We start from the raw sequence: 21,628 nt of genomic DNA on the forward strand, positions 1-21,628 counted from the left end.
AACAGCGACTGCGGACATACATTCAAAGGGCGTGCCAGTTTTGGATGTGCACATAACTTATTGAAATATAAAACTTATATGACGGGCGTCTGAAAAAGGGGCATTTGTCGCCAAAAAAAGCGTCCATAAAATGTGCGATTTTTAGAAAAAGCACATTATTTAATCATTTGCCCTTTTGCGGATCAGGCCCTCCTGCGCGACGGAGGCGACCAGTTCACCCTGTCTGGTGAAAATATTGCCACGGGTCAGGCCGCGCGCACCGGACGCACTGGGGCTGTCCTGCGTGTAAAGCAGCCAGTCGTCCAGCCGGCAGGGGCGGTGGAACCACATGGCGTGATCGAGGCTCGCCACCTGAATGGACGGATCGAAGATGGTCGTGCCATGGGCGTAGAGCGAGGTGTCGAGCAGCGTCATATCGGAAAGATAGGCGAGAATGGCCGATTGCAGACGCGGATCGTTCGGCACGTCGCCAACGGCGCGGACCCAGATATCCTGCTGCGGCTCCAGCTTTTCCTTCGAGATATAATGGGTCAGCGAGACCGGCCTTATCTCGATAGGCCGCTTGTTGCTCCAGTATTTGCGGATGGAAGCGGGCGCCTTGGCGAGGAAGGCCGCCTGCATCTGCTCCTCGCTCATCAGTTTTTCGGGCGGCGTCACATCAGGCATCTTGATCTGGTGGTCGAAGCCATCCTCGAAAATCTGAAACGAGGCCGACATGGAAAAAATGGCTTTGCCATGCTGGATGGCGACCACGCGGCGGGTGCAGAAACTTGCGCCGTCGCGGATGCGCTCCACCTGATAGACGATAGGCACCAGCGGATCGCCGGGGCGCATGAAATAGGCATGCAGTGAATGCACGAAACGGTCGTCATCCACGGTTCTTTGTGCGGCGATCAGGGCCTGTGCGATGACCTGGCCGCCAAAAACCCGCTGCCAGCCGATCTGCGGGCTTTCCCCGCGGAACAGGTTCTCTTCCAGCTTTTCGAGATTGAGCGTGGCAATGAGATTGACCATCGGGTCTGACGTTTGCGAGGGATGCGACATTTTTTCGGCCTGCTCCGGCTGTAGGAAGACGTCACATGGTCTATAGTGCGCCGACGATGCGTGCACAAGATTTGAGGAGAAGCGCGATGCTGGACGTGGTGGTTGCAGGTGGCGGATATGTCGGTCTTTCCGTTGCTGTCGCAATTAAGCAGGCGGCCCCGCACCTTGATGTGCAGGTGGTCGAGGCCGCTCCCGAGGACGTCTGGAAGAAGGATATGCGCGCCTCCGCCATCATTGCCGCGGCCACGCGCATGCTCGATGTCTTCGGCATATGGAACGAGATCGAGCCCGAGGCTCAGCCGATCCACAAGATGATCGTTACCGATTCGAAGACCGCCGATCCGGTTCGCCCGGTGTTCCTGACCTTCGATGGCGCGGTGGAAGCGGGCAGGCCTTTTGCCCATATGGTTCCGAACGTCGCTCTGGTGGGTGCCTTGCGTGGCCTGTGCGAGCGTCTCGGTGTCGAAATGCGCCATGGTCTCAGCGTTTCAGGCTTTACCGCAGGGCCGCAATCGACGACCATTGGCCTTTCGGACGGCTCGTCGCTCGAAACGCGGTTGCTCATTGCCTGTGACGGGGTTCGCTCGGCGCTCAGGGACATGGCCGGCATCAAGACCGTGCGCTGGGATTACGATCAGTCCGGCATCGTCACCACGGTCGAGCATGAGCGACCGCATGAGGGCTGTGCTGAAGAACATTTCCTGCCCTCCGGCCCCTTCGCCATTCTGCCGCTCAAGGGAAACCGTTCCTCGCTCGTCTGGACCGAACGCACGGCCGACGCCGAAAGGCTGGCCGCCTCCGACGATCTGGTATTCGAGGAAGAGCTGGAGCGCCGGTTCGGCCACAAGCTCGGTCCCGTCCGCCCGGTTGGTCCCCGCCGCGCCTTTCCGCTCGGTCTGACACTGGCGCGCTCCTTCGTTGCGCCACGGTTTGCGCTTGCGGGTGATGCGGCGCACGGTATCCATCCGATTTCCGGACAGGGCCTCAATCTCGGCTTCAAGGATGTGGCGGCGCTCGCCGAAACCGTGGTCGAGGCCGACCGTCTCGGTCTCGATATCGGCTCTCTCAACGTTCTTGAGCGGTATCAGTCCTGGCGTCGTTTCGACACGCTGCGCATGGGTGTGACGACGGATGTGCTGAACCGGCTTTTCTCCAACGATGTCGGACCCATCCGCATCATGCGCGATTTCGGTCTGGGCGTGGTGGATCGTTTGCCGGGTCTCAAATCCTATTTCATCGGCCAGGCCGCCGGCACGACAGATGCGAATGCGCCGCGCCTTCTTGCCGGGGAGGCGCTCTGACCTGACCCTTCGCCGGGCGGTGGAGAGGTCTCCTGACGATTGTCGCTTGACAGGCTGTTGGGGCATTCTCTGTCTTTTGCCGGTCACGGAAAGCTGAATCCGGGCAATGACTTACCCGGATTCACAATCTGGTATGAGGTATGGCTTCTCCAACCAGATATTGCGGAGAACAAAAGCGGAATCAGGCTGAGTCAGCGATTCGTATTCGATTCGTTCGCAGACTGTTCCGCAGCCGAATCGATTCCATTTTCGCCGGATTCTTTTTGAACCTTCAAGTCACTGAATCTGAACGGAAAATTCGTCTGCGAAATCCTCCTCCGCTACTTTACGGGTGAGGCCTATTGCCTTTGTCGGCGGGCATTGCCATGTGTGGTGCGTGCGGCCCGCATCTGTGATGATTGGCGGTACGACAAGCAGATGAAGTCGATTCGCGGATACTACGTTGAATTTTCGCCCCATGATCCTGAGCGGCCGCGGTGTCACGGCCGTTCTCGGCCCCACCAATACCGGCAAGACCCATTACGCGATAGAGCGTATGGTCGCGCATGGCAGCGGTGTCATTGGCCTGCCGCTGCGTCTTCTGGCGCGGGAGGTCTATACCCGTCTGGTCGAGAAGGTGGGTGCGCCGAATGTGGCGCTGATCACCGGCGAAGAAAAAATCGCGCCACCCAAGGCCAAATATTCCGTCTGCACCGTGGAAGCCATGCCGCGCGAGACGACTGCCGCTTTCGTCGCCATCGACGAGGTGCAATTGGCCGGTGATCTTGAACGCGGTCATATCTTTACTGACCGGGTGCTGCATCTGCGCGGGCGGGAAGAGACGCTGCTTCTGGGAGCGGGCACGATGCGCCCGATCCTTGAAAAGCTGCTGCCCGGAATAACCGTGGTGGAGCGGCCGCGCCTGTCGCAGCTTTTTTATGCCGGCCAGAAGAAGATCACCCGCCTGCCGCAGCGCACGGCGATCGTCGCCTTTTCCGCAGACGAGGTTTATGCCATCGCCGAACTGGTGCGCCGCCAGCGCGGTGGAGCGGCCGTGGTGCTCGGCGCGCTTTCGCCGCGCACGCGCAATGCGCAGGTCGGGCTCTATCAATCGGGCGACGTCGAATATCTGGTGGCGACGGACGCCATCGGCATGGGCCTCAACCTCGATGTCGATCACGTCGCCTTCGCGCAGGACCGCAAATTTGACGGTTACCAGTTCCGCAATCTCAATCCGGGCGAGATCGGCCAGATCGCCGGCCGCGCCGGCCGTCATCTTCGCGACGGCACATTCGGCGTGACGGGTCGCGTCGATCCGTTCGACGACGAGCTGGTGGAGCGAATCGAAACCCATCAGTTCGATGCCGTGAAGGTGCTGCAATGGCGGACGAAAAACTTCGATTTTTCCTCCATCGCCAATCTGCGTACGAGCCTTGATGCCGCCCCGACGATCCAGGGGCTTTCGCGCGCCCTGCCGGCCATCGACCAGCAGGCGCTGGAATATCTGTCGCGCTACCCCGAGATCATCGACGTGACGACGACGGATGCGCGGGTGGAAAAACTCTGGGAGGCCTGCGCGCTGCCCGATTATCGCCGCATCGCCCCCGCACAGCATGCCGATCTGATCTCCACGCTTTATTTCGACCTCGTCAAGCGCGGGGCGGTGAACGAGGATTTCATGGCCGAGCAGGTGCGCCGCGCCGACCGCACGGATGGAGAGATCGATACCTTGTCTGCGAGGATTGCGCAGATCAGAACATGGACTTATGTATCGAACCGCCCAGGATGGCTTGCCGATCCGACACACTGGCAAGAAAAGACTCGGGAAATCGAGGATCGATTGTCCGATGCGCTACATGAAAGGTTGACGAAACGCTTTGTTGATCGCAGGACATCTGTGCTCATGAGGCGCCTGAGAGAGAATGCGATGCTTGAAGCTGAAATCAGTGTAAATGGTGATGTCTTCGTAGAAGGCCATCACGTCGGCCAATTGGCCGGGTTCCGGTTCACGCCGGTGCCGGGAATGGAAGGGCCGGATCAGAAGGCCGTGCAGGCTGCAGCGCAGAAGGCGCTTGCGCTCGAATTCGAGGCGCGTGCCGCGCGTCTGCATGCCAGTGGAAATGGCGATCTCGCTTTGAGCTCCGATGGTCTGGTGCGCTGGTTGGGCGAGCCGGTTGCCCGCCTTTCGGCCGGCGACAACATCATGAAGCCGCGGGTGATCCTGCTTGCCGACGAGCAGCTGAACGGCAATGCCCGTGATCACGCGCTCGCGCGGATCGAGCGTTTCGTGAACCACCAGATCGCGACCGTGCTGAAGCCGCTGGATGACATTTCCCGCGCCGAAGACCTTCAGGGTCTGGCGAAGGGGCTGGCGTTCCAGCTCGTCGAAAATCTTGGTGTCCTGTTCCGCCGCGACGTTGCCGAGGACGTGAAGTCGCTCGATCAGGATGCGCGCGCTTCCATGCGCCGCTATGGCGTGCGTTTCGGCGCCTATCATGTCTTCCTGCCCGCGCTTCTGAAGCCCGCTCCGGCGGAGCTCGTCACGCTGCTTTGGGCGCTGAAGAATGATGGCCTCGGCAAGCCGGGTTATGGCGATCTCATTCCGGTGCTGGCCGCAGGCCGCACCTCGGTCGTGACAGATGCGAGCTTCGAGCGGATGTTCTACAAGCTTGCCGGTTTCCGTTTCCTCGGAAAGCGCGCCGTGCGTATCGACATTCTCGAGCGTCTGGCCGATCTCATCCGTCCGCTGCTGCAGTGGAAACCCGGCCAGCAGCCGCGCCCGGAAGGTGCTTATGACGGCCGCCGTTTCACGACGACGACCGCCATGCTTTCCATTCTCGGCGCAACGCTCGATGACATGGAAGAAATTCTCAAGGGCCTCGGTTACCGTGCCGATCAGGTAACGGCCGAGGAGGCGCAGGCCTTCCTCGCGAGCCAGGCCGGTGCTGCCGCTCCTGCCGTCGCAGAAGCGGTGACGGGCGAAGACGAAAGCGCCGAGACCGAGCAGGACGAGCCCGCTTCCGAAGAGCAGCAGGCCGAAACGGTTGCTGCCGCTGAAGGCGAAGCTTCCGAGGCTCCGGTTGCGGAAGCTGCCGGTGAAGAGGTTGCCGCAAGCGAGACCGCTTCTGCCGAAGGTGCTGAGCCTTCCGAGCCGAAGCCCGTTCTTCTGTGGCGCCCGGGTGGCCGCAACGAAAATCAGCGTGGCGAAAACCGTCGCCCCGGCCATCGCGGTCAGGGTCGTGAAGGTGCACGTGAGCAGGGTGAGCGTCGTGGTGAAGGCCGTCGCGACAATCGTGACGGTACAAATCGTGACGGTGCAAATCGCGAAGCGGCCAATCGCGGTGGCGATGGCGAGCGTAAGCGTGATGGTGGTCGTCCCGATCGCGGCAACAACCGCAACAATGATCGTCACGATCGCGGGGAGCGCAAGGACCGGCCGGAACGCAACGACCGTGGCGGAAAGCCGCAGGGTCAGCAGCGCTTCGAAGCCAAGCCGCCGCGCAAGGAGAAGCCGATGGATCCGGATTCGCCTTTCGCGAAGCTCGCTGCGCTCAAGGAGCAGCTGAAGAAGTAAGCCCATGGGAAGCAACGAACAGCCACTCGAAAGTACGCGACAGCGTCTGGACAAGTGGTTGTTCTTTGCCCGCATGGCCAAATCCCGGTCGCTGGCCCAGAGCTATATCCAGTCGGGCCAGGTGAAGGTCAACGGCACTGCCGTCCGCCAGCCCAGCTTCATGCTGAAGGTGGGCGACAGGCTGGAGATCGGTTTCGAGCGGATGGACAGGGTGCTCGTCGTCAAATCCGGCGGAGTGCGACGTGGACCTTATGAGGAAGCCCGGCTTCTTTATGACGACCAGACACCGCCGCGGGAGCCGTCCGACAGGCTCACCCCTCTCGAGCAGGCGCTGCGTGAGCCCGGTAGCGGACGTCCGACCAAAAAGGAGCGCAGGGCGCTCGACAGGTTTCTGTCTGACAGTGACGGAAACAAAGATTAGAATAAACCTCTAGGTCGCATCCGTTTTTCAGAATTGTTATCCTTGCTATCTGCAAGCAAAGGCATTACGTCACTTGCGAAATTGCCCTGTCTGAATTCCGGGCGACGGCTTGTGTTCCGAAGCCCAAAGACCCGGCCTGCATATTCTGGAGTTCATCATGACATATGTCGTGACCGACAATTGCATCCGCTGCAAATATACCGATTGCGTTGAGGTCTGCCCCGTTGACTGCTTTTACGAGGGTGAAAATTTCCTCGCCATCAATCCCGATGAATGCATCGATTGCGGTGTGTGCGAACCGGAATGTCCCGCTGAGGCCATCAAGCCCGATACGGAGCCGGGTCTCGACAAGTGGCTGAAGCTCAACGCCGAATATGCCGCGATCTGGCCGAACATCACGATCAAGCGCGACCCGATGCCGGAAGCCAAGGAAATGGACGGCGTCGAAGGCAAGCTCGAGCTTTATTTCTCTGCTGAGCCCGGCAAGGGCGACTGACTCTCCCGAACCAATATTTGAAAAGCCCTCGTTGCATCAGCACGAGGGCTTTTGTTCATCCGCCTCGGCCGGACTGAAGTGTGGTCGACAGCAATGTCAGAAGGGCCACGCTTTCCTCCAGGCTTTGCCGCTGGCGGCTTTGCAGGATGGCGGCCTGCAGACGGTTCATTTCCCGGGCGATCGCCGCTGGCTGCCACGTCCGCAGCGCTCTTTCGATGATCGGTTTCCGGCGAAAATGGATATGGCGTCCGAGCGTCTGCATGACCTGACCGGCCTGCTGCTTTTTCTCATCCATTTCGGCCCGCATCTGGTCGAGCAACTGGAATTGCTTGAGGCAGCCCTGAAGCACGAGGAAGATCGGTGTTTTTGATGAAATGATCTTCTGGGTGGCGTGGAAAAAGGCGTTCCTGTCGCCTTTCAGGATGGCGTCGACGGCATCGTCGGCGGAAACGGTGCTGGCATCGCCGATGATGGCCAGAACGTCATCTTCCTCGATTACCTCCGCACCCCGGGCATAAAGCGCAAGCTTGCGGATTTCGTTGCGCGAGGCGATACGGTCGCCGCCGAGCGATTCGATCAGTCTTTGCCGTGCAGCCGGCGCAATGCGCAGACTATCTGCGGAGAGTTCCTGATCGATCAGTGCATTCAAGGATCGCGCATCGTCCACATAACAGGGGATTGCGGCGATCGAGCGCGCAGGTTCCGCGATCTTGCGCAGCCCTGTGCCCTTTTTGACATCACCCGCTTCGATGATCAGGAAGCTCGCCTCCGGCGGCGTGTCCGCCAGAATCTGGAGGGCGTCCACCAGCGCCTTTTCGGCGGAGGCGCCTTTGACCCACACGAGTTTTTCACCACCGAAAAGGCCGATGGCGTTTACTTCATCGAGCAGGCGTCCGGGATCGCCCTGTAGATCGGATGCGGTCAGCTTCAGCGATGCGAAAGCATCATCGGGATCGATGCCGGTCTTTTTGGCGATGACGCCTGCCCGCTCCGATACCAGGCCACGATCCGGTCCGTAGAGAACAAAAACGCGAAAGCGCTCCGCCGGATTTTCGGCGAAGCGCTCAAACTCATGCGACTTTATCTCCGCCATGGCCGCCGCTCTCAGCGGCCGAGGGTGGCGGCGATATCGGTGCGGATGATTTCAGCCAGTTCACGGGCCGCGCGGTTCTCGGCATCGCGGGTTGCCCGGATCTTGGCGAATTCCTGCTGCGGCAGATCCACCTGCGCCGTCACGCTGCGGCGCGCGGAACGCAGAATCTGACCGTCGGAAATGCGCGTCAGGACATATTGACCGCTCATAACGACGCGGCCGGGGTAGGGTCCGTCGTAATTGTTGTTCGAGCGGGTCGTCAGATCGTAATTCTGCACTTCCGTCGAGGTGGCGCTCGAACTTACGAAAACCTTGACGTTATACTGGGCCGTGGCCGGTTGGCCCGCGCCGCCGGCCATCAGGAAGATCAACTGGTTGCGGACTTCCTGACCAGCTCGGCCACCGGTCTCGGAAATGCTGACGGCCGCCAGCCTTTCCTTGGTCCCGGAAGCCTCGCCGTAAAGCGGGCGCACCTGGCAACCCGCCAGAAGACCAGCCATCATCACGACGGAAATTGCTGCCGCGACGCGGCTCCATCTCGAAAAAACGTCAGACAACAATGTTCACAATCCTCTGCGGAACCACGATGACTTTTTTGGGCTCGCCACCGGCAAGAATGGATTTGACGGCATCCAGCGCAAGGGCAGCCGTGCGGACCGCATCTTGATCCGCATCGCGCGCGATTGTCAATTCGCCGCGCTTCTTGCCATTGACCTGCACCGGCATGACCACGTCGTTTTCCTCTACCAGCGAAGCCACGAAGGTCGGCCACGGCGTCTGCGCCACGAGCCCCTCATTGCCCAATGCCGACCAGCATTCTTCCGCCAGATGCGGCGTCATGGGGGCGATGATGCGGATGAGGATTTCGACGGCATCGCGTGCCGCCGCCTTGGCGTCCTCCGACTTGCTGCCGGAAGCGACGTCCGCGAGCGGACCGGCCAGCGCATTGACCAGCTCGTAGATGCGGGCGATGGCCTTGTTGAAAGCGAGCTTGTCCAGATCGTCCTGAACGGCCTTCAGGGTCTTGTGCGCCGCCTTGGAGGCTGCCAGCCCTTCGCCTTCGGTCGCCGGCTTCGGCTTCACGCCCTTCAACTCTTCAGCCGCTTCACCGATGATGCGCCAGACGCGCTGGACGAATCGATTCGCACCTTCGACGCCGGCTTCCGACCAGATGACATCGCGATCGGGCGGCGAATCCGACAGGACGAAGAAGCGCGCGGTATCGGCGCCATAGGATGCGATGATGTCATCCGGGTCGACCACGTTCTTCTTCGACTTCGACATTTTTTCGATGGAGCCGATCTTCACCTCTTCACCGGAAGAAAGCAGGAACGCCCGGCGCGTGCCGTCATTTTCCTCGATCCTGAGATCGGCAGGCGGCACCCATTCGCGTGTCATGCCTTCGCCACGGCTGTAGGTCTCATGCACCACCATGCCCTGCGTGAACAGGCCCTTGAAGGGTTCCTTGACGTCCACATGGCCGGTCTCGCGCATCGCGCGGGTGAAGAAACGCGAATAGAGCAGATGCAGGATCGCGTGTTCGATACCGCCGATATATTGATCCACCGGCAGCCAGTGATTGGCGACCTTCGGATCGGTCGGCGCGTCTTCCCAAGGCGCGGTAAAGCGCGTGTAATACCAGCTGGAATCGACGAAGGTGTCCATCGTATCCGTCTCGCGGCGCGCGTCATGGCCGCATTGCGGGCAGGAGACATGGCGCCAGGTCGGATGGCGATCCAGCGGGTTGCCGGGCACGTCGAAAGTCACGTCGTCGGGCAGCTTGACGGGCAAATCCTTTTTCGGAACCGGCACGACACCGCAGACTTCGCAGTGAATGACCGGGATCGGGCAGCCCCAATAACGCTGGCGGGAAATGCCCCAGTCGCGCAGGCGGAAATTGACCTTGCGTTCGGCCTGCGGCGTATTGCCCAGCATCTGCGCCGACAGCTTCTGCACGACGGCTTCGAAGGCGTCCGCCGTCTTCATGCCGTTCAGGAAACCGGAATTGATCATCACGCCATCATCGGTGAAGGCGGTGTCGTCAATGGTGAAGTTTGCTGCATCCGGGCCTTCGGGTGCGACGACCGCCACGACCGGCAGGCCATATTTGCGGGCGAAATCCAAGTCGCGCTGGTCACCGGAGGGGCAGCCGAAGATCGCGCCGGTGCCGTAGTCCATCAACACGAAGTTGGCGACATAGACCGGCAGTTCCCAGTTGGGATCCAGCGGATGCACGACCTTGACGCCGGTATCGATGCCCTTCTTTTCCGCGGTTTCCAGCGCTGCCAGCGAAGTGCCATGGCGGCGGCATTCATCGCAGAACTCGGCAATCGCCGGGTTGTTCGCCGACAGTTCCTTTGCCAGCGGGTGGTCGGCGGCGATTGCCAGGAAGGAGGCGCCGAACAGCGTGTCTGGACGCGTCGTGTAGACAGTGATGTCGGAGAAACCTTCCGGAGCCGTCTCAGTGACGGTCTGCCAGCGCAGTGACAGGCCTTCGGAGCGGCCGATCCAGTTCTTCTGCATCAGGCGCACTTTTTCCGGCCACTGGTCCAGCGTATCCAGCTCGTCCAGCAGGTCCTGGCTGAAATCGGTGATGCGGAAGAACCATTGCGTCAGTTCGCGCTGTTCCACCAGCGCGCCAGAGCGCCAGCCGCGGCCGTCGATCACCTGCTCATTGGCCAGAACCGTGTGGTCGACCGGGTCCCAGTTAACCTTGGACTGCTTGCGGTAAACCAGGCCCTTATCCATGAAGTCGACGAACAGCGCCTGCTGGCGGTGGTAATATTCCACGTCGCAGGTGGCGAATTCGCGGGTCCAGTCCAGCGACAGGCCCATGGATTTCAGCTGGCCACGCATGGTGGCGATGTTCTGGTAGGTCCAGTCCTTGGGATGGACCTTGTTCTGCATGGCCGCATTTTCGGCGGGCATGCCGAAGGCGTCCCAGCCCATCGGGTGCAGGACGTTGAAACCGCGGGCGCGCTTGTAACGGGCGACGACGTCACCCATGGCGTAGTTGCGGACATGGCCCATATGGATGCGTCCCGAGGGATAGGGAAACATCTCTAGAACGTAATACTTCTCGCGCGGATCGCTGTTGTCGGTGACGAAAACCTTGTCTTCGTTCCATTTCTGCTGCCAGCGCGGCTCGGCGTCGCGAGGATTGTAACGTTCGATGGCCATTGTCTAAAATTCCGGGTATCGAGGGGAAAAATGTGCGCTGACCTTCACCATGAAACGACCGGGGCGTCAAGTTTGGCGGGACATTCGGAGGTGCAATCTTGGCCAGCGTGCCTCAAATGGTGCTAAAGCCGCTTGGCATCAAGGCATTCGGCGTCTAGTTAGCGGTTTGAATGGTAAAAGAAGGTCTTGTGATGGAAATCGAAGCACGTCTTGAGGATGTCAGGCAGCGCATTGGCGATGTCGCGGAAAAATCCGGCCGCAAGCCTGCCGACGTAGCCCTCGTTGCTGTCTCGAAGACATTTGATGCGGAAGCGATCCAGCCCGTCATCGATGCAGGCCAGCGCATATTTGGTGAAAACCGCGTGCAGGAAGCACAGGCCAAGTGGCCGGAGCTGAAAGAGAAGACGCCGGGCATAGAATTACATCTGATCGGCCCGCTGCAATCCAACAAGGCGGCGGATGCCGTTGCGCTGTTCGATGTGGTGCAGAGTGTCGACCGGGAGAAGATCGCCCGCGCGCTTGCCGAAGAATGCACGAAACAGGACCGCAGCCTGCGTTTTTACGTCCAGGTCAATACCGGCCTTGAGCCACAGAAGGCGGGCATCGATCCGCGGGAAACTGTCGCCTTCGTCAAGCTTTGCCGGGAGGAATTGAAACTTCCGGTGGAGGGCCTGATGTGCATTCCGCCGGCGGAGGAAAATCCCGGTCCGCATTTTGCGCTTCTGGCGAAGCTTGCGAAGGAATGTGGCCTTGAAAAGCTTTCCATGGGCATGTCTGGCGATTTCGAAACCGCCGTCGAATTTGGCGCGACCAGCGTGCGCGTCGGCTCGGCAATCTTTGGCGCGCGATAGGGCGGAAAATAAAAAACCCGGCGCTGAGGCCGGGTTCTCAATCTTCAGACGGGTTGAGATCAGTATTGATCGTCTTCGTCTTCATCCTTCTGCGTGGACTTCAGCGAAGAGAGCTTCTTGAAGACTGCATCGGCGTCGATCTGCTCGTCTTCCTCACGCTGGAAGTTGTAGTCCAGGCCTTCCGTTGCCGATGCCGGCTGCAGCGTGTTGTCGAGTTCTTCCGCAGTCGGCAGCGGACGGCCGCGCGAGGCGCGTTCGACTTCGAGGTCGAGGTCGATCTGGCTGCAGAGGCCGAGTGTTACCGGGTCCATCGGCGTCAGGTTGGCCGAGTTCCAATGGGTGCGGTCGCGAATCTGTTCAATCGTCGACTTGGTGGTGCCGACGAGACGCGAAATCTGCGCGTCCTTCAATTCCGGATGGTTGCGAACGAGCCAGAGAATGGCATTCGGACGGTCCTGACGCTTGGAAACCGGGGTGTAACGCGGGCCACGGCGCTTGGATTCCGGAACGCGGACTTTCGGCTCGGAAAGCTTGAGCTTGTGGTTGGGATTGGCTTCGGCGCGGGCGATCTCGTCGCGGGAAAGCTGTCCGGTCGCGATCGGGTCGAGGCCCTTGATACCCTGCGCGGCTTCACCGTCGGCAATGGCCTTGACTTCGAGCGGATGCAGTTTGCAGAACGTGGCGATCTGATCGAACGACAGCGCGGTGTTGTCAACCAGCCATACAGCCGTTGCCTTTGGCATGAGCAATTGTTGAGCCATAGATACAGTCCTTCTGTCCGTCCGCGCCGGTGTCGCGGGCGTGGTATCAACCACTAATTTCCGGGATATTGGCGCTCTATAACCGGATTGCATCATAATTGCAATTCTTTGCGAAACAAATGACCTTTGTCTAATTGCCGTGCGCATTTGACCTGCTATGAATTCAACACATGCCTGAGGTGGGAGTCTCGGGCCGCGTCAAAAGCCATACCCGGTTCCAGGAGGAGTTAATGTCTGCCAAAATCTATCCGGTGCTCAAGTCGGCGAAAGCCCGCACGCTCATCGACAATGAGCGTTACCAGAAATGGTACCAGGAGAGCGTCGAGAATCCTGAAAAATTCTGGGACAAGCACGGCCGGCGTATCGACTGGTTCAAGCCCTATACCAAGGTCAAGAACACGTCCTTCAAGGGCCGGGTGCCGATCAAGTGGTTCGAGGACGGCCTGACGAACGTTTCCTATAACTGTATCGACCGGCATCTGAAGACACATGGCGAGCGCACGGCGATCATCTGGGAAGGCGACAATCCCTATATCGACAAGAAGATCACCTATAACCAGCTCTATGATTATGTCTGCCGTCTGGCCAATGTGCTGAAGAAGCACGGCGTCAAGAAGGGCGACCGCGTCACCATTTACATGCCGATGATTCCCGAGGCGGCCTATGCCATGCTCGCCTGTGCCCGCATCGGTGCCGTGCATTCCGTCGTTTTTGGCGGCTTCTCGCCGGAGGCGCTGGCCGGCCGCATCGTCGACTGCGAATCAACCTTCGTCATCACCTGCGATGAAGGCGTGCGCGGCGGCAAACCGATCCCGCTCAAGGAAAACACGGACAAGGCGATCGATATCGCCGCCAAGCAATACGTCATCGTCAACAAGGTTCTCGTCGTGCGCCGCACTGGCGGCAAGACCGGCTGGGCGCCAGGTCGCGATATCTGGTACCATCAGGAAATCGCCACGGTGAAACCGGATTGCCCGCCGGCGAAGATGCGCGCGGAAGATCCGCTGTTCATCCTGTACACATCAGGGTCCACCGGCAAGCCGAAGGGCGTTCTGCACACCACGGGTGGCTACCTCGTCTATACGTCGATGACGCATGAATATGTGTTTGACTACAAGGATGGCGAGGTCTTCTGGTGCACCGCCGATGTCGGCTGGGTCACCGGCCATTCCTATATCGTCTACGGGCCGCTCGCGAATTGCGCGACGACGCTGATGTTCGAAGGTGTGCCCAACTTCCCGGATCAGGGCCGTTTCTGGGAAGTCATCGACAAACACAAGGTCAATATCTTCTATACCGCGCCGACGGCGCTCCGATCGCTGATGGGAGCGGGTGACCAGTTCGTCACGCGTTCATCTCGCGACAGCCTGCGGCTTCTCGGCACGGTTGGCGAGCCGATCAATCCGGAAGCCTGGGAGTGGTATTACCATGTGGTCGGCGAGGACAAGAGCCCGATCGTCGACACCTGGTGGCAGACGGAAACCGGCGGCATCCTCATCTCGCCGTTGCCCGGTGCAACCGATCTGAAACCGGGTTCGGCAACGAGGCCGTTCTTCGGCGTGCAGCCGCAGCTCGTCGATGCGGAGGGCAATGTGCTGGAAGGGCCCGCTGACGGCAATCTCTGCATCATCGACAGCTGGCCGGGCCAGTCGCGCTCCGTCTATGGCGATCACCAGCGCTTTGTCGATACATACTTTTCCACCTACAAGGGCAAGTACTTCACCGGCGATGGCTGCCGGCGCGACGAGGATGGTTATTACTGGATCACCGGCCGCGTCGATGACGTTTTGAACGTTTCCGGCCACCGTCTCGGCACGGCCGAGGTGGAATCGGCGCTAGTGTCGCATCATCTCGTTTCGGAAGCGGCCGTGGTCGGTTACCCGCATGCCATCAAGGGGCAGGGCATCTATTGTTATGTCACGCTGATGGCGGGCCAGAATGGCGATTATGCGCTGCGTGAGGAGCTGGTAAAGCACGTGCGTAACGAGATCGGGCCGGTAGCGACACCGGACAAGATCCAGTTCGCACCGGGCCTGCCCAAGACCCGCTCCGGCAAGATCATGCGGCGTATCCTGCGCAAGATCGCCGAGGATGACTTTGGCGCGTTGGGGGATACATCGACGCTCGCCGATCCGGCGGTGGTCGAAGATCTCATCGCCAACCGGCAGAACCGCACGGCATCCTGATTTCCCGAGAAGGCTGCTCCGGCAGCCTTTTTTCCGGCCTGAATTTTCCGCAAACAAAAACACCCGGAGGCGGAAACCTCCGGGTGTTTTTCATTTCAACCAGATGGGCTTACTGGCCGCGGATCTTCTTCAGGTCCGCAAGAGCGGCATCAACGACGTCGGCGCCGATTTCAGCCTTGTGCTTTTCGTAAACGACCATCGACTTTTCGCGAATGCGGGTCTGCTCTTCTGCAGACAGCGTGTTCACTTCAAGGCCGGCAGCCTTGATCTTCTCCAGCGACTTCTGGTTCAGTTCACGGATGACCTTGCGCTCTTCGTCGCGGCCGACGACTGCGCATTCACGCAGCGCTGCCTGCTCTTCGGGCGTGTAGCTGTCGAAGATCGGCTTGGAGAAGAGGAAGAGGAACGGCGTATAAGCGTGGTTCGTCTCGGTGATGTACTTCTGCACCTCGTAGAACTTCGAGGTGTCGATCGTCACATAGGGGTTTTCCTGTGCGTCGATCGCGTTGGTTTCCAGCGCCGAGAAGACTTCGCCGAAGGCCATCGGCGTCGCATTGGCGCCGAGGTTCTGGAAGGTGTCGAGGAAGATGTTGTTCTGCATCACGCGGACCTTGAGGCCCGAGAAATCTTCCCACTTGTTCACGGCATGCTTGGAGTTGGAGAGGTTGCGGAAACCGTTTTCCCAGTAAGCCAGGTTCACGAGGCCCTGTTCTTCCAGCTTCTTGTTCATCATGTCGCCAAAGGCGCCGTCCATGACGGCATCGGCTTCCTTGGCATTGGCGAAGAGGAACGGCAGGTCGAAGACGCCGAGCGACGGGATGAGGCCGACGAGCGGCGAAGAGGACGTTACGACAGCTTCCTGAACGCCGGAGCGGAGTGCCTGGGTTGCCTGAAGGTCACCGCCGAGAGCGCCGCCCCAGAATGCCGTCAGCTTCAGCTTGCCGCCCGACTTGTCGTCCAGGCAGGCCTGCATGGCCTTGATGCCGTTGCCGACCGGGTGGTCCTGGTTGATGCCGTTCGAAACGCGGATATTGCGGCTGTTGAATTCGGCCATTGCCGGCGCTGCGGCGCCAACGGCGAAAGCGATGGCCGTGGTGGTCAGAAGAAGCTTTCTCATAATATCCTCCCTTGGATTGTGTTCGAGAAACGGATGCGGATTAACGAAGGTACTGCAACGGAACCATGACGATGTCCGGGAAAATCACGAGCAGCGCCAGTACGATGGTCTCGGCAACGAGGAACGGCCAGACGCCGATCGTAACCTTGCCGAGCGGAATGCGGCCGACGCCGCTGACGACGTTCAGCACGACGCCAACCGGAGGGGTAATCAGGCCGATGGCGTTGTTGATGATGAAGAGAACACCGAAATAGACTGGATCGATGCCCGCCTGCTTGATGATGGGCATCAGAACAGGCGTCAGGATCAGGATGGTCGGCGTCAGGTCGAGCGCGGTGCCGACGATGAAGACCAGCACCATGATGACAACCATCAGCAGCATCGGACGATCGATCAGCGGCTCGATGTAGCTTGCGACTTCGTTCGGAATGTTCGCTGCGGTGATGAGCCATGCGGAGACGAGTGCTGCGCAGACGAGGAACATGATGATCGAGGTGCTCTTGGCGGCGCGCAGAAGCACGTGGAAAAGATCCGCCGGCTTCAGTTCGCGGTAGATCACCATGCCGACGAAAAGCGCGTAAGCGGCGGCGACGACGGCGGCTTCCGTCGGCGTCATGATGCCGGCCTTGATACCGCCCAGAATGATGACGGGCATGCCCAACGCCCAGCCGGCGCGTGCGGTGGCGACGAGACGTTCCTTGGCGGTGGTTTTTGGCAGCGGCTTGATATTGTCCTTACGCACCACGATCAGCCAGGCAACGATCAGCGAAATGCCCATCAGAATACCGGGAACGATACCTGCGAGGAACAGCTGGGTGATCGAGACGTTGGCGGCGACACCGAAAACGATGAAGGCCATGGACGGCGGAATGACAGGGGCGATGATGCCGCCTGCGGCGATGAGGCCGCCGGAGCGCGGAATGTTGTAGCCGGCCTTGGCCATCATCGGGATGAGGATGGCAGCGAGAGCCGCGGTATCGGCCGCGGCCGAACCGGAGATGCTGGCCATGATGATGGCTGCGACGATGGCCACGATGCCGAGACCGCCGCGGATATGGCCAACGCAGGCAATGGCGAAATCGATGATGCGGCGGGAAAGGCCGCCGGAATTCATCAGTTCACCGGCTAGAATGAAGAAGGGGATGGCGAGCAGCGTGAAGGTGTCTGCGCCGGAGATCATGTTCTGGGCGATGATCGCGGTGTTGAACATGCCCATGTACCACATGAGCACGACGCCGCAGAACATCAGCGAGAAAGCGACGGGAACGCCAATCGCCATGGCTCCCAGAAGAGAGCCGATAAAAACGAGAAGTGTCATGGTATCAGCGCTCCGAAAGCTGTTCGATCGTCAGGTTCTCGCCCGCGAACTGGGCGATTTCGTCTTCCGTAACGCGGCCCGTCAAAAGACGGTACAGGCGTTCCAGCGCGATGATGAACATCAGGCCGCCCGTGAACATGCCGACGCCATAGACCCAGATCATCGAAAGCTTGGTGACGGGCGCATGCATGCTGGCATTGATGCCGGACTGCTTCCAGGTTCCCCAGAAGAAGATGGCGGAACAGGCCAGAATGATGATGTTTGACGCGATCATGCAGACGATGCGGGCACGGCGCGACAGGAACATCACCAGCGTTTCGATGCCCATGTGGCTGTTCTCGCGGAAGGTCAGCACGGCACCGATGAAGGTCAGCCACACGAAGAAATAGCGCGACAGTTCTTCCGAGACGTTGATGCCGGAATTCATCGTGTAACGCATGACGACGTTGACGAAGACCATGATCGACATGCCGGCGAGCAGCAGGACGAGAATGATTTCGAGAATCCGGTAAAAGAGATTGATGGTCTTTTGCATTTTCCCCTCCCGAAGAAATATCTAGAGCAGCCCTCGTTTCGCCAGGTTGCGCATCAGGGCCGCGGTGCCGAATGTCCATTCCGGGCATTCGTCGGTCGTCGTGACCCAGTTGATCAGCTTGCCGAGCTTGGGCGTGGAGATTTCGACACGGTCACCCTTTGAATGAGTGAAACCGAGACCTGGACCATGGCGGTCCTTCACCGGCGCGAACATCGTGCCAAGGAAAAAGACTGCGCCGTCAGGATATTGATGGTTGCGGTTCAAAAGCTGCGAAGCGAGGTTTTCCGGTGTGCGGCTGATCGCCTCCATGGGGCTGACGCCCGTCATGGTGAAACCGTCTTCGCCCTCGACCAGAAGCGAGATCTGCGACTTCTTCACATCTTCAATGGTGAAGTTGCCGTCGAACAGGCGGATGAAGGGACCGATCGCGCAGGATGCGTTGTTGTCCTTCGCCTTGCTGAGCAGCAGGGCGGAACGGCCTTCGAAATCGCGCAGGTTGACATCGTTGCCGAGCGTTGCGCCGATGATGCGACCGTCGGAGGTGATGGCCAGAACCACTTCAGGCTCCGGGTTGTTCCATTGCGATTTCGGGTGAACGCCGATCAAGGCGCCGCAGCCGACCGAGGCCATGGCCTGCGCCTTGGAGAATATTTCCGCATCCGGACCGATGCCCACTTCCAGATATTGCGACCAGAGGCCCATTTCCTGAAGCAGTTTCTTGACCTCGGCGGCCTTTTCCGAACCGGCCTCGAGACCCTTGAGATTGTCGCCGAGAACCGGCGCCAGCCGTCCGCGGATTTCCTGCGCGCGCAGCGGGTCGCCCTTGGCCTGCTCCTCGATTACGCGTTCCAGCATGCTGTCGGCAAAGGTGACGCCGGCGGCCTTTACGGCCTGAATGTCGTTGGGAGCAAGAAGCTCACCGGCGGAGCCGTCCAGAAACGCGTCAAGCGCGCCGAGCGCGACGAAAGTGCTGGTGTCGGCAAGCCGCTCCACCAGATCGGCCTTTTCCAGAAGTTCGGACATGGTGGGGGAAAGCGAGGTGAGGTCATAAAGCACGCCACCCTTGAGCAGCACGGGGCAGGGACCGCCTTCGCTTTTCGACCAGACACGGCCGACGAGCAGCGCGTTTTCGAAATCGTCAGGCAAAATTGCGGTAGCGTCGATGGACCTTGTACCGGTCATGTATTCCTCCCCTTCAGCATCTGACAGGCCGCCTCCTGCGGTCTTATTGTCTGGATGTCTGACAACCTAATCTCATTCTTCTTAGTATGACTTTTCGGACGAGTCTAGCGGTCTCGCGGACAAAATTATCGCCTTTTGTTTCTGGATTACCGGAAAGCTGTGAAACCTGTCCTATAGCTTTGCGGTTCAGCCCTTATTCTATCTTCAGAAGATATCCAGTTCGAGATTGACCCGGCTTGCTGCGCCGATCAGGTGCTTGCGCATGGCGTTCTTGGCGGCCGCCGCATCGGCCTTCTCGATGGCCTCATAGATCGCCACATGTTCGGCGATCGTCACCTCGAGAATTTCACCAAAAACCGCGCGGGAGAAAGCGATGTTGATGGCGGAACTGATGCGTTCCGCGATGAAGCCGAGGAACATCAGGAAATATTCGTTCCCGGTCGCCTCCGCCAGAATGCGGTGGAAGTCGAGGTCGGCGGCAACGCCTTCCGTCGACCAGTCGTCGGCGGTCTTCATCTTTTCCAGCGCCGTCGCCAGCCGTGCCAGCTGCTGTGGGCTACGATGCAGCGCCGCAAGCCCCGCCGCCTCGATTTCCAGGGGCATGCGAAGCTGGAAGAGGTCGCGGAAATTTTCCGGGTCGTTCAGGCGGGAGCGCTCGATACGGATGGAAATTCTCTGACGGGGATCAGTGACGAAAGCGCCCACGCCCTGGCGGGTTTCAACGAAACCTTCGTTGCGCAATTGCGCGATCGCCTCGCGAATGACCGAGCGGCTGACGCCGAAGGTTTTCGCAAGGACATGTTCCGTTGGTAGCCTGTCGCCCGGCCCGAGTTTCGAATCATTGATCTCGCGGGCGATCTCCGCGGCGATACGGCCGGGCAGATGGTCGTTGCGATGTATCTGATTGAACTCCAGCGTCATGATTGCTCCCGTTCCACAGAAACGATTGGTTCGTTTTTCCCGCTGCAGGCGACTTCCTCCTTCGCCTGCAGCGGGGTTTTCAAAGGCGGCATTTTCAGCCGCCTTTGCCATTTCTCGATTAGCTATCCGGTTGCAGGCTTATCTGGCAACCGGGATTCATCCGCAAATCGGGGTCGAACGCGTTTTTCAATCCCGTGATCATCCGACGCTGCACATCAGATAGCCGGCTTTCGAAATCGGAGCGTTTCAGGCGACCGATGCCGTGTTCGGCGCTGATGCTGCCGACATAACGGTCGAGGACCTCGTTCACGAGTGTCTTGGACTTGTAGATGAAGGCCTCCCGCTCCTCCGGCGTGGCGCCATTCGGCGGCAGCACGTTGAGGTGGACATTGCCGTCTCCGACATGGCCGTAGGAAACCGCGAGGCACTCAGGCAGTTTTTCCGCCAGTTCCGCTTCCGCTTCGGCCACGAAAGCCGCGAGTTTCGAGAGCGGCACCGAGATATCGGTGCGCATATGACTGCCGCGCAGCGCCTGGCCTTCGTTCATGCCTTCACGGAACAGCCAGAGCGACTGTGCCTGTGCGCGGGAGGAGGCGATGACGCCATCCAGCACCAGCCCGTCTTCCATTACGCCTTCAAGGAAGCGTCCCATCAGATCGGCGGTGTCCACCAGACCCGAACCGGAAATCTCCATCAGCACATAGGCCGGATAGTCAGCGGCGATCGGCATCTTCAGATCGGGAATAGCCTCGATCGCCAGCGTGAAGGCGACAGGCGGCATGAATTCGAATGCGGACATGAGATCGCAGCATTCGCGGCGGGCGCGGCGGTAAAGCTTGATGGCGTCATCAAGCGAATTGAGGCCAAGCAGTGCCGTCTCGACATGTTCGGGGTTGGGGTAAAGCTTGACCGCAACGGCGGTGATGATGCCGAGCGTTCCTTCCGCGCCGATGAAAAGCTGCTTCAGGTCGATGCCGCGATTGTCCTTGCGCAGCGTCGAGAGGCCGTTCCAGATGGTGCCATCCGGCAGCACCACTTCGAGGCCCAGCACCAGTTCGCGGGTCATGCCGTAACGCAGGACGTTGATGCCGCCGGCATTGGTGGAGACGTTGCCGCCGATGCGGCAGCTGCCCTGCGCGCCGAGCGACAGCGGGAAGAACATGCCCTTGTCCTGAACCGCATCCTTGAATTCCGAGAGGATGCAGCCGGCCTCGACCACGGCCGAAAAATCGTCGCCATCTATGGTGCGGATGGCGTTCATGCGCTCGAGGCTCAGCACGACCTGATGTTTTGGCGCATCGGGAATACCGCCGAGCACAAGACCGGTGTTGCCGCCCTGGGGGATGATGGCGAGGCCGAGTTCGGCGCAGGCTTGCACCGTGTCGGAAACTTCCTTCGTCGAACGGGGGCGGATGACGGCCACGGCCGAGCTGGTGACGTCGCCATGCCAGTCACGGCAATAGCGCAGCATGTCTTCTTGGGACGTCAGCAGCAAGGCTTCGCTCAGCCTGTTCTTCAGCGAGAACCGCAATTCCTCGATATTGTGTTCGCTCAATTCCACCCTCTCCGTCCAATCCGCCCTAAAATATCCGGGCAGGGGTCTTTAGCCCTTGCTTTTACCGGTTTGTGAAAAATACTATTTTCAATCGGATCATATAAGGTTATCAGA

The 21,628-nt window shown here is 59.8% G+C and carries 17 protein-coding genes; 6 read left to right on the top strand and 11 right to left on the bottom strand.

Annotated elements, in window-relative coordinates; translation table 11 throughout:
* Window positions 1–159: 159 nt before the first annotated feature.
* Window positions 160–1,044, bottom strand: coding sequence for an acyl-CoA thioesterase II (tesB, locus tag O3S81_RS23905; protein ID WP_269347212.1), 885 nt, complete (start codon window positions 1,042–1,044; stop codon window positions 160–162).
* An 86-nt stretch (window positions 1,045–1,130) separates the two neighbouring features.
* Here tesB and O3S81_RS23910 point away from each other — a divergent pair, with 86 nt between their 5' ends.
* From O3S81_RS23910 to fdxA, 4 genes are all read left to right on the top strand, one after another.
* Window positions 1,131–2,345 carry a ubiquinone biosynthesis hydroxylase gene (locus tag O3S81_RS23910; RefSeq protein ID WP_442864988.1) on the top strand — a complete coding sequence of 405 codons (1,215 nt, stop codon included), beginning with the start codon at window positions 1,131–1,133 and terminating at the stop codon, window positions 2,343–2,345.
* Window positions 2,346–2,802: 457 nt separating this feature from the next.
* On the top strand, window positions 2,803–5,898 hold the full coding sequence (locus tag O3S81_RS23915; protein ID WP_269347255.1) for a helicase-related protein: 3,096 nt from the start codon (window positions 2,803–2,805) through the stop codon (window positions 5,896–5,898).
* A 4-nt stretch (window positions 5,899–5,902) separates the two neighbouring features.
* Window positions 5,903–6,319 (top strand): RNA-binding S4 domain-containing protein, encoded by a 417-nt coding sequence (locus O3S81_RS23920; RefSeq protein ID WP_269347213.1) that lies wholly within the window; start codon window positions 5,903–5,905, stop codon window positions 6,317–6,319.
* Window positions 6,320–6,476: 157 nt separating this feature from the next.
* A complete protein-coding gene (gene fdxA / locus O3S81_RS23925) occupies window positions 6,477–6,815 on the top strand; it encodes a ferredoxin FdxA (protein ID WP_004444038.1) in 339 nt (112 codons plus the stop codon).
* A 55-nt stretch (window positions 6,816–6,870) separates the two neighbouring features.
* Here fdxA and holA read toward each other — a convergent pair whose 3' ends face one another.
* From holA to leuS, 3 genes are read right to left on the bottom strand one after another with little or no spacing between them, the layout of a single operon-like run.
* A complete protein-coding gene (holA, locus tag O3S81_RS23930; RefSeq protein WP_269347217.1) occupies window positions 6,871–7,908 on the bottom strand; it encodes a DNA polymerase III subunit delta in 1,038 nt (345 codons plus the stop codon).
* An 11-nt stretch (window positions 7,909–7,919) separates the two neighbouring features.
* A complete protein-coding gene (lptE, locus tag O3S81_RS23935) occupies window positions 7,920–8,465 on the bottom strand; it encodes an LPS assembly lipoprotein LptE (RefSeq protein WP_269347219.1) in 546 nt (181 codons plus the stop codon).
* Window positions 8,458–11,088, bottom strand: a complete 2,631-nt coding sequence (gene leuS, locus O3S81_RS23940) for a leucine--tRNA ligase (protein WP_269347221.1) — start codon at window positions 11,086–11,088, stop codon at window positions 8,458–8,460. Before leuS ends, lptE begins: the two co-directional genes overlap by 8 nt.
* Before the next feature lie 191 nt (window positions 11,089–11,279).
* Between leuS and O3S81_RS23945 the strand changes: the two genes are divergently transcribed.
* Window positions 11,280–11,939 carry a YggS family pyridoxal phosphate-dependent enzyme gene (locus tag O3S81_RS23945; RefSeq protein WP_269347222.1) on the top strand — a complete coding sequence of 220 codons (660 nt, stop codon included), beginning with the start codon at window positions 11,280–11,282 and terminating at the stop codon, window positions 11,937–11,939.
* Between the two features lie 59 nt (window positions 11,940–11,998).
* Here the strand turns inward: O3S81_RS23945 and O3S81_RS23950 are convergent, their stop codons facing one another.
* Window positions 11,999–12,700 carry a DUF1013 domain-containing protein gene (locus tag O3S81_RS23950; RefSeq protein ID WP_269347223.1) on the bottom strand — a complete coding sequence of 234 codons (702 nt, stop codon included), beginning with the start codon at window positions 12,698–12,700 and terminating at the stop codon, window positions 11,999–12,001.
* Window positions 12,701–12,930: 230 nt separating this feature from the next.
* Here O3S81_RS23950 and acs point away from each other — a divergent pair, with 230 nt between their 5' ends.
* The gene (gene acs, locus O3S81_RS23955) at window positions 12,931–14,886 is read left to right on the top strand and encodes an acetate--CoA ligase (protein WP_269347226.1); all 1,956 of its coding nucleotides are present in this window, start codon (window positions 12,931–12,933) and stop codon (window positions 14,884–14,886) included.
* Window positions 14,887–14,995: 109 nt separating this feature from the next.
* Here the strand turns inward: acs and O3S81_RS23960 are convergent, their stop codons facing one another.
* The 6 genes from O3S81_RS23960 to O3S81_RS23985 all read right to left on the bottom strand — a co-directional run bounded on the left by O3S81_RS23960 (window position 14,996) and on the right by O3S81_RS23985 (window position 21,520).
* The gene (locus O3S81_RS23960) at window positions 14,996–16,003 is read right to left on the bottom strand and encodes a TRAP transporter substrate-binding protein (protein ID WP_269347227.1); all 1,008 of its coding nucleotides are present in this window, start codon (window positions 16,001–16,003) and stop codon (window positions 14,996–14,998) included.
* Between the two features lie 40 nt (window positions 16,004–16,043).
* Window positions 16,044–17,321, bottom strand: coding sequence for a TRAP transporter large permease (locus O3S81_RS23965; protein WP_269347228.1), 1,278 nt, complete (start codon window positions 17,319–17,321; stop codon window positions 16,044–16,046).
* 4 nt (window positions 17,322–17,325) lie between these two features.
* A complete protein-coding gene (locus tag O3S81_RS23970) occupies window positions 17,326–17,856 on the bottom strand; it encodes a TRAP transporter small permease (RefSeq protein WP_080815535.1) in 531 nt (176 codons plus the stop codon).
* A 21-nt stretch (window positions 17,857–17,877) separates the two neighbouring features.
* Window positions 17,878–19,038, bottom strand: a complete 1,161-nt coding sequence (locus O3S81_RS23975) for a fumarylacetoacetate hydrolase family protein (RefSeq protein ID WP_269347229.1) — start codon at window positions 19,036–19,038, stop codon at window positions 17,878–17,880.
* A 204-nt stretch (window positions 19,039–19,242) separates the two neighbouring features.
* Window positions 19,243–19,959, bottom strand: a complete 717-nt coding sequence (locus O3S81_RS23980; RefSeq protein WP_269347230.1) for a FadR/GntR family transcriptional regulator — start codon at window positions 19,957–19,959, stop codon at window positions 19,243–19,245.
* A gap of 118 nt (window positions 19,960–20,077) precedes the next feature.
* Window positions 20,078–21,520 carry an FAD-binding oxidoreductase gene (locus O3S81_RS23985; protein WP_269347231.1) on the bottom strand — a complete coding sequence of 481 codons (1,443 nt, stop codon included), beginning with the start codon at window positions 21,518–21,520 and terminating at the stop codon, window positions 20,078–20,080.
* Window positions 21,521–21,628: the final 108 nt, after the last annotated feature.

The organism is Agrobacterium sp. SOY23 (genome assembly GCF_027212525.1).
Taxonomy (GTDB): Bacteria; Pseudomonadota; Alphaproteobacteria; order Rhizobiales; family Rhizobiaceae; genus Agrobacterium; species Agrobacterium tumefaciens_I.

What these genes read in the sequence shown, in the direction of transcription:
- tesB (WP_269347212.1), bottom strand. Translation starts at nt 1,044, where the DNA reads ATGTCGCATCCCTCGCAAACGTCAGACCCGATGGTCAATCTCATTGCC.
- O3S81_RS23950 (WP_269347223.1), bottom strand. Translation starts at nt 12,700, where the DNA reads ATGGCTCAACAATTGCTCATGCCAAAGGCAACGGCTGTATGGCTGGTT.
- O3S81_RS23970 (WP_080815535.1), bottom strand. Translation starts at nt 17,856, where the DNA reads ATGCAAAAGACCATCAATCTCTTTTACCGGATTCTCGAAATCATTCTC.
- holA (WP_269347217.1), bottom strand. Translation starts at nt 7,908, where the DNA reads ATGGCGGAGATAAAGTCGCATGAGTTTGAGCGCTTCGCCGAAAATCCG.
- O3S81_RS23965 (WP_269347228.1), bottom strand. Translation starts at nt 17,321, where the DNA reads ATGACACTTCTCGTTTTTATCGGCTCTCTTCTGGGAGCCATGGCGATT.
- O3S81_RS23975 (WP_269347229.1), bottom strand. Translation starts at nt 19,038, where the DNA reads ATGACCGGTACAAGGTCCATCGACGCTACCGCAATTTTGCCTGACGAT.
- leuS (WP_269347221.1), bottom strand. Translation starts at nt 11,088, where the DNA reads ATGGCCATCGAACGTTACAATCCTCGCGACGCCGAGCCGCGCTGGCAG.
- O3S81_RS23945 (WP_269347222.1), top strand. Translation starts at nt 11,280, where the DNA reads ATGGAAATCGAAGCACGTCTTGAGGATGTCAGGCAGCGCATTGGCGAT.
- fdxA (WP_004444038.1), top strand. Translation starts at nt 6,477, where the DNA reads ATGACATATGTCGTGACCGACAATTGCATCCGCTGCAAATATACCGAT.
- O3S81_RS23915 (WP_269347255.1), top strand. Translation starts at nt 2,803, where the DNA reads ATGATCCTGAGCGGCCGCGGTGTCACGGCCGTTCTCGGCCCCACCAAT.
- O3S81_RS23910 (WP_442864988.1), top strand. Translation starts at nt 1,131, where the DNA reads ATGCTGGACGTGGTGGTTGCAGGTGGCGGATATGTCGGTCTTTCCGTT.
- O3S81_RS23960 (WP_269347227.1), bottom strand. Translation starts at nt 16,003, where the DNA reads ATGAGAAAGCTTCTTCTGACCACCACGGCCATCGCTTTCGCCGTTGGC.
- acs (WP_269347226.1), top strand. Translation starts at nt 12,931, where the DNA reads ATGTCTGCCAAAATCTATCCGGTGCTCAAGTCGGCGAAAGCCCGCACG.
- O3S81_RS23920 (WP_269347213.1), top strand. Translation starts at nt 5,903, where the DNA reads ATGGGAAGCAACGAACAGCCACTCGAAAGTACGCGACAGCGTCTGGAC.
- O3S81_RS23980 (WP_269347230.1), bottom strand. Translation starts at nt 19,959, where the DNA reads ATGACGCTGGAGTTCAATCAGATACATCGCAACGACCATCTGCCCGGC.